The organism is Nitratiruptor sp. YY09-18 (genome assembly GCF_016593235.1).
In the GTDB taxonomy this organism is placed as follows: domain Bacteria; phylum Campylobacterota; class Campylobacteria; order Campylobacterales; family Nitratiruptoraceae; genus Nitratiruptor.
This window is the reverse complement of sequence record NZ_AP023065.1, coordinates 1314769-1328966: the sequence shown is the minus strand read 5'-3', so window position 1 is coordinate 1328966 and position 14198 is coordinate 1314769. Positions and strand designations below refer to the sequence as shown.

Annotated in this window: 14 protein-coding genes and 1 tRNA gene; 10 read left to right on the top strand and 5 right to left on the bottom strand. The window is 39.1% G+C overall.

What is annotated here, in order from left to right:
* Nucleotides 1–132 precede the first annotated feature (132 nt).
* From pstS to pstB, 5 genes are all read left to right on the top strand, one after another.
* Nucleotides 133–1149: a phosphate ABC transporter substrate-binding protein PstS gene (gene pstS, locus JG734_RS07115; RefSeq protein WP_201332597.1), complete on the top strand. Its 1017-nt coding sequence runs from the start codon at nucleotides 133–135 to the stop codon at nucleotides 1147–1149.
* A gap of 69 nt (nucleotides 1150–1218) precedes the next feature.
* Nucleotides 1219–2394 carry a hypothetical protein gene (locus JG734_RS07110; RefSeq protein ID WP_201332596.1) on the top strand — a complete coding sequence of 392 codons (1176 nt, stop codon included), beginning with the start codon at nucleotides 1219–1221 and terminating at the stop codon, nucleotides 2392–2394.
* A gap of 147 nt (nucleotides 2395–2541) precedes the next feature.
* Nucleotides 2542–3402, top strand: a complete 861-nt coding sequence (gene pstC, locus JG734_RS07105; RefSeq protein ID WP_201332595.1) for a phosphate ABC transporter permease subunit PstC — start codon at nucleotides 2542–2544, stop codon at nucleotides 3400–3402.
* Nucleotides 3399–4226 (top strand): phosphate ABC transporter permease PstA, encoded by an 828-nt coding sequence (gene pstA / locus JG734_RS07100; RefSeq protein WP_201332594.1) that lies wholly within the window; start codon nucleotides 3399–3401, stop codon nucleotides 4224–4226. The genes pstC and pstA overlap by 4 nt, the downstream gene beginning before the upstream one ends.
* On the top strand, nucleotides 4227–5012 hold the full coding sequence (gene pstB, locus JG734_RS07095) for a phosphate ABC transporter ATP-binding protein PstB (RefSeq protein WP_201332593.1): 786 nt from the start codon (nucleotides 4227–4229) through the stop codon (nucleotides 5010–5012).
* On the opposite strand, the gene JG734_RS07090 is transcribed toward pstB, so the two are convergent.
* Nucleotides 4993–5136 (bottom strand): hypothetical protein, encoded by a 144-nt coding sequence (locus JG734_RS07090; RefSeq protein ID WP_201332592.1) that lies wholly within the window; start codon nucleotides 5134–5136, stop codon nucleotides 4993–4995. The two genes, pstB and JG734_RS07090, sit on opposite strands and share 20 nt — an antisense overlap.
* 38 nt (nucleotides 5137–5174) lie before the next feature.
* On the opposite strand from JG734_RS07090, the gene JG734_RS07085 reads away from it, so the two are divergent.
* On the top strand, nucleotides 5175–5987 hold the full coding sequence (locus tag JG734_RS07085) for a Sir2 family NAD-dependent protein deacetylase (protein ID WP_201332591.1): 813 nt from the start codon (nucleotides 5175–5177) through the stop codon (nucleotides 5985–5987).
* Between the two features lie 209 nt (nucleotides 5988–6196).
* Complete coding sequence (locus JG734_RS07080) at nucleotides 6197–7552, top strand: multiheme c-type cytochrome (protein ID WP_201332590.1); 1356 nt, start codon at nucleotides 6197–6199, stop codon at nucleotides 7550–7552.
* On the opposite strand, the gene JG734_RS07075 is transcribed toward JG734_RS07080, so the two are convergent.
* The 4 genes from JG734_RS07075 to pyrF all read right to left on the bottom strand — a co-directional run bounded on the left by JG734_RS07075 (nucleotide 7553) and on the right by pyrF (nucleotide 10702).
* Nucleotides 7553–8392, bottom strand: coding sequence for a hypothetical protein (locus JG734_RS07075; protein WP_201332589.1), 840 nt, complete (start codon nucleotides 8390–8392; stop codon nucleotides 7553–7555).
* A complete protein-coding gene (locus tag JG734_RS07070; RefSeq protein ID WP_201332588.1) occupies nucleotides 8385–9815 on the bottom strand; it encodes a hypothetical protein in 1431 nt (476 codons plus the stop codon). The genes JG734_RS07075 and JG734_RS07070 overlap by 8 nt, the downstream gene beginning before the upstream one ends.
* 84 nt (nucleotides 9816–9899) lie before the next feature.
* Nucleotides 9900–9991, bottom strand: a tRNA-Ser gene (locus JG734_RS07065).
* A gap of 27 nt (nucleotides 9992–10018) precedes the next feature.
* Entirely contained in the window at nucleotides 10019–10702 is a 684-nt protein-coding gene (gene pyrF / locus JG734_RS07060; protein WP_201332587.1) for an orotidine-5'-phosphate decarboxylase, read from the bottom strand.
* Between the two features lie 42 nt (nucleotides 10703–10744).
* On the opposite strand from pyrF, the gene JG734_RS07055 reads away from it, so the two are divergent.
* The 3 genes from JG734_RS07055 to JG734_RS07045 are packed head-to-tail and all read left to right on the top strand — an operon-like array spanning nucleotide 10745 to nucleotide 14188.
* Nucleotides 10745–13663 carry an HNH endonuclease gene (locus JG734_RS07055; protein ID WP_201332586.1) on the top strand — a complete coding sequence of 973 codons (2919 nt, stop codon included), beginning with the start codon at nucleotides 10745–10747 and terminating at the stop codon, nucleotides 13661–13663.
* Complete coding sequence (locus JG734_RS07050) at nucleotides 13664–13921, top strand: tetratricopeptide repeat protein (protein WP_201332585.1); 258 nt, start codon at nucleotides 13664–13666, stop codon at nucleotides 13919–13921.
* Nucleotides 13922–14188 carry a hypothetical protein gene (locus tag JG734_RS07045; protein ID WP_201332584.1) on the top strand — a complete coding sequence of 89 codons (267 nt, stop codon included), beginning with the start codon at nucleotides 13922–13924 and terminating at the stop codon, nucleotides 14186–14188.
* Nucleotides 14189–14198: the final 10 nt, after the last annotated feature.

Here is a 14198-nt window from a genome sequence, read left to right as displayed (position 1 = left end):
TTATCCTTCGAGTATATTTGACAATTTTTATGCATTATAATCAAAAACGATTACAAATTGATTGCATAATTGTAACCAATTTGTAATCTAATTGTTTTAATATTTCAATAAAACAATTCAAAAGGAGACTGAATGCTTAAGAAGATTGCTTTCACATCAGTAGCAGCAATGGTGCTTGTGAGTGGTGCAAATGCTACAAAAATTAGTGGTGCTGGTGCAACATTCCCTGCACCTTTATACTATCAATGGGCATATGATTACCACAAAGCTACAGGTGTAGAGATCAACTATCAGTCAATTGGTAGTGGTGGCGGAATCAAACAAGTAAGTGCAAGAATTGTAGATTTTGGTGCAAGTGACAAGCCTCTCAAGCCAAGAAAATTGGACAAAAAAAGACTCTATCAATTTCCTGCAGTTATCGGAAGCATCGTTGTAGCATACAATCTTCCAGGCATTGGCGATATGGAGCTCAAACTTGAAAACAAAGATATAGCAAATATCTATCTTGGCAAGATCAAATTTTGGGATGATAAAGCTATCGCTGAAGATAATCCAGGCCTTAAACTCCCCCACAAAAAAATCGTAGTAGTTCATAGAAGCGATGGTAGTGGTACTACTTTTAATTTCACATATTTTCTCAGTGCAGTAAGTGATGAGTGGGCAAACAATGTAGGAGTAGGAAAAGCAGTGGATTGGCCAGTGGGCATTGGCGGTAAAGGAAATGAGGGAGTGAGCAATATCCTCAAGCAGACTCCTTACAGCATTGGATATGTCGAGTATGCATACAAGCTTCAAAATAACTTCACTGCTGCAACTATTCAGACAAAGAGTGGCAAATGGGTAAAACCTGTAGAAGAGAACTTCAAAGCAGCAGCTGCACATGCAAAATGGAGCCCCAAAAACCACTTCTATCAAGTATTGGCATTGCAACCAGGAGATAATAGTTATCCGATTGTAGCAGGAACTTTTATTCTTCTCCCACGTGAAAAGCAAGAAAAAGATAAAGAAATTACAGCCTTTTTTGACTGGGCATTCAAAAATGGAGATGCTGCAGCAAAAAAACTAGGCTATATTCCACTTCCTGCAACTACAAAAGATATGATCCGCGAATATTGGAAAATACACGGAATCGCTCCAAAGAGCAAATAACCATCTCAAAAATGCAAGGGATATCAAATCCCTTGCGGCAATAATCTTCAATTATCAAAAAGGGTTGCAATGAAAAAAATTGCATTGAGTTTAGCTGCACTTGTAGCAACATCTGCAGTGGCTGGCACTATCACTCTTTATCAGGATAAAGATACTGGCGCAATTTATACTAAACCGGGTCCAAATAGAGTCTCTTTGGGTGAATTTATTTCAAAAGATGAAGTCTATAAGACCACGCAAGAGATTCAAGAAAATATGAAAAAAGAGATTAAGGCTACAACTGTTTTTAGTAAAGTCCCAAAACTCAAAATCAATGGCTTACACTATCTTGGATACCATTATACAGACTATGATGATGAAGCAAGAGATGATAGAAGTGCTTTTGAGACAAGGAGAAATTACTTCCAAGTACAAGCGTTCTGGGATAAACATGACTATGTAAGACTGACTCTTGATACCCGTCAGCTCAATAATGGCGACTGGATAACAAGGCTCAAATATGCATATATATATCTTGATAATATTTTGCCATATACTGGTGTAGAATTTGGTCAGGTGCATAGAGCTTGGATCGATTATGAAGAACACCATGGCTGGCTCTATAGATCTATTTCTGAGACATTTGTTGAAACCCATAATGCTGCACGCGTTATTGACTCTGCTTCTCTAGGTGCAAATTTTGTTACTAAAACTAACTATTTCACTAGTCAAATTGCTTTAGTTAATAATGGAGGTTACCATAGTATCAAAAGAGGAACAGGTCAAAGTATCGATTGGAGATTTACTTATGAAGCATTTGGTACTGGCCGCAAACACGTTCATGCTACAAGTGATGAGTGGCTCAATTTCTCATTTTATGGAAGATATCTCACCGGAACAGATAACGGTTATGGTAAAGATACTATGACCGGATTCCATGCTGCATACAATAATCCAATGTTTCTCATTGCTGGTCACTGGATGAAAGATGACAATGATGGCGGTCCTCACGATGGAAAGGGATGGAGTGTTAATGGAGAGCTTAGACCAGTACCAAAATGGAGCATATTGGCCCGTTATGATCACTGGAAGGTTACTCCTACTAGCAACCTTGACTATACGAAGAAAAACCTCATCGCCGGTGTTGCATACACTTACAACAAAAACGTAAAGTTTATTGCAAATGTTGATAAGTATACAGACAATCAACCTGATGTAAATAACGATAAGATGGAATATCTTCTCACTGCAGAGGTTAAATGGTAAGAGGAAACCTCTTACCGATTTTGTGGTAGGCAAGTTTCATTCTTACTCTTTTGATCCCTTGCCTACTCCAAAATCTGATCCTCATTTGTAATCAAAATGCAAGCATTTTCTTGTATAATCACGTAATAAAATAATGGAGAAATCTTCATGAGTAAAGCTCTTGATTGGCTGTTTAAAAATCTTGCGCTCATATCTGCCATATCAATACTCATAGCCCTCATAGCAATCTTTGCAATCCTCTTCAAAGAAGCCCTTCCTGCGATTCAAGCTTTTGGTTTGAAGTTTTTAGTCAATACAAAATGGGCTCCAAATATGGATATCTTTGGAGGGCTTCCTGCAATTTATGGCTCTATAATGTCTACAGCAATTGCTATGCTTTTGGCTACACCTATTGCAATAGGTGTAGCAATATTTTTGACTGAAATCTCTCCAAATATTCTAAAAGGTCCTATTGGTACAGCGATCGAACTACTTGCAGCCATCCCTTCAATCATTTATGGAATGTGGGGGCTCTTTTTCTTTGCTCCCTATGTGCGTGATTGGTTTGGGGGTAATGGGCTAGGACTTTTGACTGCTGGATTTGTGTTAGCTATCATGATCTTACCCTTTATGGCTGCCATTACAAGAGACAGTATGAATACCACCCCTGATGTTCTCAAAGAGTCTGCCTATGCATTAGGTGCGACTAAATGGGATGTGGTCAAAGATGTTGTCATTCCTTTTGCAAAAGCTGGGATTATTGGATCTATTATCCTTGCATTGGGACGAGCTATAGGTGAGACAATGGCAGTAACATTTGTTATGGGAAATGCCCACAAGATTCCAAAACACCTTACAGATCCAGCTACAAGTATTCCAGTGACACTGGCCAATGAATTCACAGAAGCTGATAGTGATCTCTACTACTCAAGTCTCTTCTATTTAGCCCTCATTTTATTTGTCATTAGTTTTGTGGTCATAGCTTTGGCAAAATTCTATTTTCTTAGAAAAGTAAGGGCTGCTAAATGAGACAAAGAAAGATCATCAATATTATAATTATGGTTCTCTCAACACTTGCAGCTCTTTTGGGACTTCTTTTTTTGTTTTGGATTCTTTGGACCCTTGTGAGCAAGGGTATGAGTGCTATGAGCTGGGATATTTTTGTCAAAGATACAGCACCTCCGGGAATGCATGGAGGGTTGCGTAATGCGTTGGTAGGACAACTCATTCTCGTGAGTGTAGCCTCTCTTATAGGTATTCCTTTGGGAATTTTAGCTGGTACATTCTTGAGTGAATATGGTGGTAACTCCAAATTTTCAAACTTTTTACGTGATATCAGTGACATCATGATGAGTGCACCATCAATTGTCATAGGTGCGTTTGTCTATGCAATTTTAGTTGAGCCTGTGGGACATTTCAATGGATGGGCAGGTGCTGTGGCATTAGCGATAATGATGATACCAATAGTACTGCGCACTACTGATGATATGCTCTCTCTCGTTTCACGCCAGCTTCGAGAAGCAGCTTATGCCTTGGGCGCTCCAAAATACAAAGTTATCATGCAGGTAGTTTACCGTGGAGCAAAGGTAGGGATGATTACTGGTATTTTGCTTTCTGTTGCCCGTATTGCCGGTGAGACTGCACCACTACTCTTTACATCTTTTAACAATAACTTCTTTACAACCAATCTCAATGAGGCAATGAGTTCACTCACTGTGACAATGTTCAATTTTGCTACAAGTCCGTATGAAGACTGGATCGATCTTGGTTGGGCAGCTGCGTTTATATTAGGTGCTTTTGTGCTCTTTGTAAATATAGTAGGACGATTGATCATTAGAAAGAAGGTGAAATAGATGGCAATACTGTGTGAAGTCAAAGAACCGCGTGAAATTGATATCAAAAATTTTAGCTTCTACTACAATGGAAGCGATAAGCCAGCACTTAAAAATATCAACCTCCCAATAGCCAAAAACAGAGTTACAGCTATGATAGGTCCAAGTGGTTGTGGGAAGTCGACACTCCTTAGAAGTCTCAACCGTATTCATGATCTCTATCCAGGAAATCGCTATGAGGGAGAGATAATCTTTGAGGGGCGCAATATTCTTGATAAAAAGATCGACCTTATAGCGCTTCGTGTCAAAATTGGAATGATATTTCAAAAACCAACCCCTTTTCCTATGAGTATTTTCGATAATGTTGCATATGGACTGCGACTTCAAGGGATTAAAAACAAAACGGAACTCAAGGATAGAGTTGAAGAGGCGCTAAAGGGTGCAGCACTTTGGAATGAGGTGAAAGACCGTCTCAAAGATGATGCAAATGCACTCTCAGGCGGGCAGCAGCAGCGTCTTTGTATCGCCCGTGCAGTTGCTGTGAAACCAAAAGTCTTACTTTTTGATGAGCCAACAAGTGCACTTGACCCTATTAGTACCCAAGCAATTGAAGAACTTGTCATTGAGCTCAAAGAGCAGATGACTATAGTTATTGTGACACACAATATGCAGCAAGCCGCAAGAGTGAGCGACTATACAGCATTTATGTATATGGGTGAACTAATCGAATTAGGTATTACAGAAGAGTTTTTTATCAATCCAAAAGCTAAACTCTCAGAAGAGTACATTACTGGGAAGTTTGGTTAAGCTTTTTGTACACTTCATGGGGTGTCACCCCTGCACTCTTATAGGCAATCCATTTACCTATCATTACTGCAGCTGAGAGTCCTAGAAAAATAATAATTGCTGTAATAACATCTTTTCTTTGCATATGGTATCCTTTTTATTATAGTAGCAAAAGGTGTGCAGATGATACAAGAAGCAGCAAATGCCATCAAAGAAGCTGATTACCTTCTTATCAGTGCAGGGGCTGGAATGGGTGTTGATAGTGGTCTGCCAGACTTTAGGGGCTCTGAGGGTTTTTGGAGGGCATATCCCGCGGCAAAAAGGTTGGGATTACGATTTGAAGAGCTTGCAAATCCTCGCTGGTTTGAAGATGATCCTCACCTTGCCTGGGCTTTTTATGGTCATAGACTCAATCTTTATCGAAAAACGCAACCCCATGAAGGTTTTGCAAAACTTCTCAAAATTGCACAAGATAAAAAGGATTATTTCGTCTTTACTTCCAATGTAGATGGACAGTTTCAAAAAGCCGGTTTTGCTGAAGATAAAATCTATGAAATACATGGATCGATCCATTTCATGCAGTGTACGCAGCCATGCAGTGAAGTAATTTGGAGTGCAAATGGTGTGGAAGTGGAGATCGATGAGGAGAATTTCAAGGCATTAGAGCCGCTCCCACGATGTATCAACTGTAGCGCAATAGCACGGCCAAATATATTGATGTTTGGGGATTGGAACTGGGTAGATACAAGAGCAAGAGAGCAAGAATCACGCTTTGCACAATTTCTTCATCACATTGATGGAAAATTGGTTATCGTGGAAATTGGAGCTGGCAAAGCAGTGCCAACGGTGAGGATGATGGATGAGGAAATTGCTAAGGACTTCGGCGCTACACTCATTCGCATAAATCCTAGAGAGCCAGATGAAAGTGATGTCCCTCTAGCATATGGAGGTAAAGAGGCTCTAGATATGATATACACTTGCTATCAAAAGTCGTAATGATCACGAATCCCTTGCAATTGGCAAAAATTCTCCATAAAAATTCGCGCAAGAGTGATATTACCATCAATGAAATAGAACAGATTGTTCTATTATATAGAAGAATATACTGCAGACTCTACAACAAAAGTGATGATAGTGACATTTTTTGCAAAGAAGTTATGAAAAATTTAGCAAAAATGTGTGAGACTAAAGAAAAAAGGATATAAGTGAAGAAGGTACTCCTTAGTCTCGTTGTTGTTATCATAGTTATATTCTTAGGTTGGCAAATGCTCAAGCCAAAAATTGCATCCTATTATGTACAGCTTACAAAACCACATATCGGATTAGAGGCAGACTTGCAACCAGCTGCGCAAAAAGGGGCAGAATATGTAGGTTCTGGTAAATGTAGAGAGTGCCACAAAGAGCAGTATAATGACTGGATACACTCAATGCATAGTAAAATGATTCAAGATGCTAAGAAGAACCCAAAAGTAATAGTTGCAGATTTTAGCAAGCTGCCGGCAGATGCAGATTTCAATCTTAGTGATATCAAATACACAATCGGAAGTAAGTTTAAGCAGCGCTATATGATACCAGCTACTATCAATGGCAAGCCAGATTTTCGCCTGGGAAACTATCAGTGGAATACCCAAACCAAAAAATGGCAGCATTTCAAGCCATATAAATACTGGTATCATGATGCATATCCCCATGATAATAAGCAGTTTCCTACATCAAATACCTGTGATGGATGCCACTTTACCGGATATATGAGTAGAGAGAAGCGGGTTGAGCCTGCAATTGCGTGTGAGAGTTGCCATGGTCCTGGAAGTTCACATAGCAAAGACCCAAAGGCCAATCCTATCTACAAAGCAACAAGCTACGATCCTATCAGAGCGACAGAAGTCTGTTTGCAGTGCCATATGCGCAATAGAGACAAGAGACTTGAAAAGATGGATATCAAAGAGCTGTGGATGGAGGCAAAGGATTATCCTTTTGGCTATGAGCCTGGCCGTCCTCTCATAAAGTATAAACTTGTAGCACCATTTATCTATGGGCATGAGACCAAAGAGTTTTGGCCAACAGGACAGGCTAAGAAAAATAGAACACAAGGAAATGAGTATGTAAGAGATGCTATGTATCAACACGGCATAACATGCATCAATTGCCACAATCCACATAGGCTTACGAATGTTGCCCAAAAGCCGGAGGGCAATGCAGCTTGTATGAAGTGTCACAGTTTTGGAAGCATTATAGGCCCACATCAAAAGAGCCTCGAAGCTCACACCCATCATAAAGTTGACTCAAAAGGATCACTCTGTATTGAGTGTCACATGCCAAAAACGGGACGCCATACGGGCAAATCGCCTTTGACAGTGCGTAGCCATATGTTTCGTTTTGTTCCTCCTGCAGAAACGAAGCTCTTTCATATGCCACCCAAGACCAATGCATGCTATGCTTGCCATCAGGATAAGAGTCTGGATGAGTTGCAAAAAGATCTCAAAGAGTGGGGTATGGAGTCGTGGCCAAATCAAGAGGTACTCAGCCACTTTCTATTGCAAAAGAGCGCAGCGTATAAGTAGCTAGAAAGAAATTGAATAGGAAAATCCAAAATTGAGGGATTTATTGGTGTAAGAGGAGGGGAGGCGCAAAAACAGCTTCTTCGAAAAATCGGAAAAGTAGTGCATAGGAGTATTTTTATCTTGCATATAAGTATATGAAGTAAAAAGTAGCATAGCAGATTTTTTTGTTATGCGATATTGTAATCCTCCCTGTAAGCTATAACCAAAACATTTTGGGTGCTGCGTTACGTAAAAATTTCTCAAAATGTGGTAATCTTTTGTTTTGACCTGGGCAAATACAAGAGAGGGAGTGAGAGAGAAAGTTATATTGTTTGCTACATTTTCATGGTATTTGACTCCTAAGTGATATTGATATCGCTTTTCTTCAAATGCAAGACTCTTTCCATCAACTTTTATAAAACTGTTTTTAAAATAGTTCGTTTGAGTGGTATTGTGCCACTCTTGTAATATTTTTTTATATTTTACTCTTCCAAACAGTGCTGCATGATTATTGACTTTGTATGCAAGATCAAAGTGGTAATGACGATATTTTGTGATTTTATTGAAGGAACTTGAAAATACAGCGAGTCTGTTATCTTGCCAATCAAAGTCTTTGCCTTTTTGTGTTTTTGAATCTAATACAATATTAGTACCAAAAGAGTAAGAAAAATTTTGTATAGTTTGATCATATCGTATCGCTAGACTTGTTACATTTTTTGGAAATTCAAGTTTAGATTTAAGGTGTCTTTGTTTATCTTCAACGAAATAGTATGAGATTTCATGATCAAAATGTAGACCAAAGGTGAGATTACCAGCAGCTAGAACTGCCGGAAAAAGAGGGAAAAGAGATAATTTATTCAATTAATGTTGTATAGCCACCATCACCAGTGGCTTTTATTGTGAGTTTTTTGTTGTTCATGAGAAAATGCCCTTCACCACTAGTGAGTATACCGTTTTCATATACAAAATGGACAGGAGGATGGAAACGTGTATCAAGGTCCACATATTTTGAGAGATCTGTATCTACATATATTCTCCCTTGCAACATTGAAAAATCTAGGTTTCCAGAATAGTTAAGATATTTTAGATTCATAATGCAGTTTTGAAGACCAAATTTTTGACTGTTGAGACTCGCTATATATGAGGTGGTAATAGTCATATCGTTTGGTATATAGTATGCATCAAAACTGTTTATTCTTGTGTTGATATAGCTGCCAGCTTTATATGTAATAGTGATAGTTGGATGTTGTGTTCTTATAGAAAAGTCTGACAAGAATGAAATATTTGTAGTTTTGAACTCTTGTGCATTTGGATCAAGGTCTTTAATCTCAGCATGTATCTTTCCATTGAGAGTTACACCATATTCTTGGCAATTATTGTACGCAATGGTGACGTCTCCTCCACTCGCTTCAGAACCAACACCATTATATGATACAGTTCCCCCCTCTTCACACTGCTCAGTCTCATTTACTACTTCGTTAAGTATTTGATTCATAATTGTATATTTGATAATACTTTTTGTAAGAATTGTATTTGATTGTTTGAGCATTTTCATGTTTGATATCTCATCATCTGCAACACTATTGAGTGCAAAAAAGTTGAGAGTATCATCTGGATTCATTGCTATAATAGCTGCGACTTTTTGGGCATTTTCTTGTGTAGGTTCAGCTTTTTTGGCATACGCTGGGAATGAGAGCTGTTCATTATTTGCATAGCTAGAACTACTCGAACTGCTTGCTCCATTTGCATCAACATAATTATTGATTTTATAGAATCTTACTTTATTACCAGATATTGTACATCCTAGGTTGCTTAGTTTGTCAATTTTGCCATCACCATCAATATCATAATTAAATGCTTTTGTGTTAGGGTTTTGCCCCACAAGTTTATAAATGTTGGTGCAGTTGTTGTTTTGATCTTTTTGAAAGAGTAACCAGTCAAATTTTCCATTGCCATAATGTATCATATAAAACATTGGTGGATTTGGTTTTACATTGACAGGCTTCCATCCAAAAATTCCGTATTTTTTAATGTTTTCTTCGCTTGTATCACCAAGAAGTTGGAAAGTAGGGCCATCAGGAGCGGCTGTATAAGTCCAATTTGATTTTGCATCATTGCTAAATTTATATGGAGCAAAATAGCCAGTAATTGTATAGATACCACTATGTTGAGAGACAATTGTGTTTTCTATATTGCTTATCGGACTTGAGGGATAGTTTGCTGCAAAAAGAGATGTGGCAAATAAAGATAATGCAATTGCAAATGATTTTTTAATAAAATGCATAGAAAAACTCCTCGTTTTTGATTATAAGAGTATAACAAAAATTGCATAAATGCTGAATAATTTTGAAGAAAAATGGAGAAGTCGTGGCGGACAGGGAGGGATTCGAACCCTCGGTACCCGCAATGGGTACGCCTCCTTAGCAGGGAGGTGGTTTCAGCCAGCTCACCCACCTGTCCTTGTGGAGTTGGCATTATAGAAAAAAATCACAGTTTTGTCAATATTTTTTCTACCACCTCTTTGGGGTTTTTGGCTTTGTATATTGGGCGCCCAACGACGATGATATCACTTTCATTAGCTTTTGCCATCTCAATGCCTGCTACACGTTTTTGATCTCCTGCGTCTTCTCCAAAGGGGCGAATGCCTGGTGTGAGGGTGATGAAATCAGAAGATATTATCTGCTTGATCCTTTTGCTCTCAAACACACTGCAAACAACACCATCGAGCCCAGCTTCATAAGCATCTTTGGCAAATTGTGTAGCTTTTTCATCAATTGAAGCATTATAGATAGATCGAAACTGCTCTTCATTAAAGGATGTGAGAACGGTTACAGCTAGTACAAGAGGCCTTTTGGAAAACTGTTCAAGTCGATGCATAACAGTTTGCATAGCCTCTCTTCCAGCACTTGCATGGATATTGAACATCTCAATACCAATTTTTGTAAGTTCCTCAGCTGCATCTGCCATAGTGTTTGGGATATCGTAGAGCTTGAGGTCTGCAAAAATCTTAAACTTCGTGTTAATGGATTTGAGATCTTGTATAAACTCTTTTCCGTCTCGTATATAGCTGCGCAGACCAACTTTGAGCCAGACAGGGAAATCTTTGAGCTCTTTTGCTAAAGAGAGATTTTGCTCGCGCGAGGGGAGATCGAGTGCTACACAAAGTTCCATTTTACGCCTTTTTTGCTAAAATTATACAAAAAAAGGGTTTGGTTGGAAAAAGAGCTATCGCATCTGTATGAGCTTCTCAATGATAAAAAGCGACTCCTCACAGAAATCTACTTTGAATTGCAGCGCTATTTTGAACAAAAGTATGGACAAAATACCGTAGTTTTGATGGAGATAGGCTCTTTTTTTGAGGTATATGAAGTCAATAATGATGAGCTCAAAATCGGCAAAGCCAAAGAGATAGCAGAGTTTCTCAATATCCAACTCACTCGCAAAAACAAAGCTATCATAGAAAATTCCATCGCCAATCCATTGATGGCAGGAGTGCCAAACTTTGCACTTGAACGCTATCTAAGCCGCCTTGTACAGAGCAAGAAATATACTGTAGTCTTAGTGCGCCAAAAGGGTGAGCCACCAAATGTCAAGCGCTATATCGCTAATATCATATCTCCCGGTACCAATTTTGACTATCAGGCTGAGCCTACGGAGAATTTCATCGCTTCTATCATTGTGGGTTCCAATAAAGGAAGCTACTATGCTGGGTATGCAGCGGTAGATGTGACTACAGGCAAATGTTTTGTCAATCAGCTCTATTCAACCAAAGATGATAAAACTTTTGCACTTGATGAACTCTTTACACTTTTGCAGACTTACCAGACGAGTGAAATTATCCTCACATACGATGGTGATGTAGACAGAGAGTTTGTACAAAGCTACCTAGAGCTTGAACACTACACATATAATACCAATACTTCTAGAGCCAAAATTGACTACCAAAACGAACTCTTTGCATCCATCTACGCAATTCACTCAATTCTTTCACCCATTGAGTATCTCGATCTAGAGCGCTTTCCATATGCGAGTGAGGCACTAGTGCTTTTGATCGATTTTATAATTGATCACGACCCATCTTTGGTGCAAAAACTGATGCGGCCGCAGTTTTTAGGGAATAAACGCTATGTCTATCTAGGCAATAACGCTCTTGAGCAGCTCAATATTATCTCACGTGATCCAGAGGAGATGACACTTCTCAAACTCCTCGACCAAACATCCACACCCCTTGGCAAGAGGCTTTTAAAAGAGAGACTTCTCAATCCAATCCAAGATCAAAAAGAGCTGCAAAGGCGCTATGATTTAACAGAGCTGTTTTTGGATAGTTACGAAAAGTTTGAGCGCCTCTTGAAGCAAGTCTATGATATCGAGCGCATTTTGCGTCGTATAAAACTCAAAAAGCTCCACCCATTTGAGATAAACTATTTGCACACCTCATTGTATGCTATTGAGAAGATTTATAAGGAATTGGAGGGGAGCAAAGTAGATATTGCTCATTTTAATTTTGAAGATATTCACACTTTTCGCACATCCCTTGAGCGTATTTTTGATCTTGAGCAAAGCGCTAGGTATCGTCGCGATCAGATTGAAGGAAATATTTTCAATGAAGGAGTCAATCTCTTCATAGATAAAATTGAAGAGGAGATTGCACAGATTCTTGCAAAACTAGAGCAGTTTGTAGGGCATATTCAAGGTTTTTTTGACAAAGACGAATCTTTCGTCTCTTTGGGTTGGCTAGAGAGTGAGGGATTTTTTATCAATCTTACAAAAAATCGCTATAAACTTATCGAAGAAAAACTAGTACAAAGTTTTGTAACAGTAGATGGAGAGCACCACTTTTTCAAAGATTTTCAGATTAAGCGCCTCAAAAACAGTGTCAAACTTACAAATAGTTACATAGAAGATCTCTCTCAAGAGTATATTGCTTTGCAATCGCGCTTGGTAGCTCTAGTAAAAAAGAGCTACATGGAGACATTAGAAGAACTGGAGCTGCAGTTTAGCGCATTGCTTGAAAAATTGATAGAGTATATTGGAGAGCTTGATTTTGCTATCAGTGGTGCTAAGGTGGCCAAGATTTATAACTATGCAAGACCAGAGATTGTAGATGAGCAACAGCTAGAGTTTATTGCTCTGCGCCACCCCATTATAGAATCGCGCGAAGAGAATGGTATCTATATTCCTAATGATTTGCTGCTAGGGAGTGTTCAAAGTGAGCATGAGCATGTAACCATCGAAGCAAGTGGTGGCAAAGAGGTGCGAGGAGTACTGCTCTATGGTATCAACTCTAGCGGCAAAAGCTCGCTTATGAAGAGTATCGGGATTGCAGTAGTAATGGCGCAGGCTGGTTTTTTTGTGCCAGCGGCGAAGATGCGCTTTGGACTTATAGATAAAATTTTTACGAGAATTGTCTCAAAAGATAATCTCTACAAAGGTCTCTCTACATTTGCTATAGAGATGCTAGAACTCAAAAACATCTTCAATCGCGCTACGGCAAACTCACTTGTTCTTGGTGATGAGATAAGCCATGGGACGGAGACCTATTCGGCTCTCTCAATCGTGAGTGCTGCGATAAAGAGACTCAGTGAAATCGGCAGTTACTTTGTCTTTGCTACACATCTGCACCAGCTCTCTTCTATCAAAGATATCAAAGAGCTTCCAAATATCGTTTTTTTGCATCTTGGAGTTTATTATGATGAAGAAAAAGATAGGCTCATCTATGATAGGAAGTTGCAAGTTGGAAGTGGAAGCACCATGTATGGACTTGAGTTTGCAAAAGCTCTCCATATGGATAAAAAGTTTTTAGAGTATGCTTATGTGATACGCAAAGAGTTGACTGGACAAAAGAGTGAGGTAGAACTACTCAAAGAGAGAAGACGTAGCCGTTATAATAAAAAGGTATACTTAACAAAGTGTGCAATATGCAATGCGCCAGTCGAAGAGGTACATCATATCGCACCGCAAATGAGAGCAAAAGAGGGATTTATAGACCACTTCAAAGCAAATCACAAATACAATCTCATTCCTCTTTGTGCAAAACATCACAAGATGGTGCATGACGGTAAGATCATTATTAACGGATTTATCATGAGTGAAGAGGGATTGAAACTCCATTACACAGAAAAAGGAGGGTAGATGCTAAATAAGGCTATAGAGCTCTTTGAAGCAGATAAATTTGAAGAGGCGTTGCCGCTTTTCAAAGCTTTGGCAAAAGAGGGCGATGCAGAGGCGATGTACTATATAGGTATGATGTATTATGAAGGGTGGGGCGTAGAAAAGTCTCAGGAAAAAGCTATAGAGTGGTGGAAAAGAGCCAATAGGCGAGGAAATCTCGATGCAAAATATATGCTCCAAACAATCTGCTCCACCTCAAGCGTCTTTGCAAGAGAGTAGATGTATACCTTTGTAGTTCTCGTTATTGTTGTAGCTTTAGGGACTTTGGCATATATTCTCTTTTTGCAGCAAAAGGGCAAGAAGCTGAGCAAAATACAAAGGGGCTTTTGTCCTGAGTGTGATCGTGAAAGCATAACCATCAAGCGCAGTAAAAGTATGGGGTGTAGTGGTACTACAAATGTAATTTATAGGTGTGAATTTTGCGGCTATGAGGAGGAGTTTCACATAACTAGTGGAGGTTGTGGAAGCAGAGGATGTGGTCTGTAAGAGGCTAGGC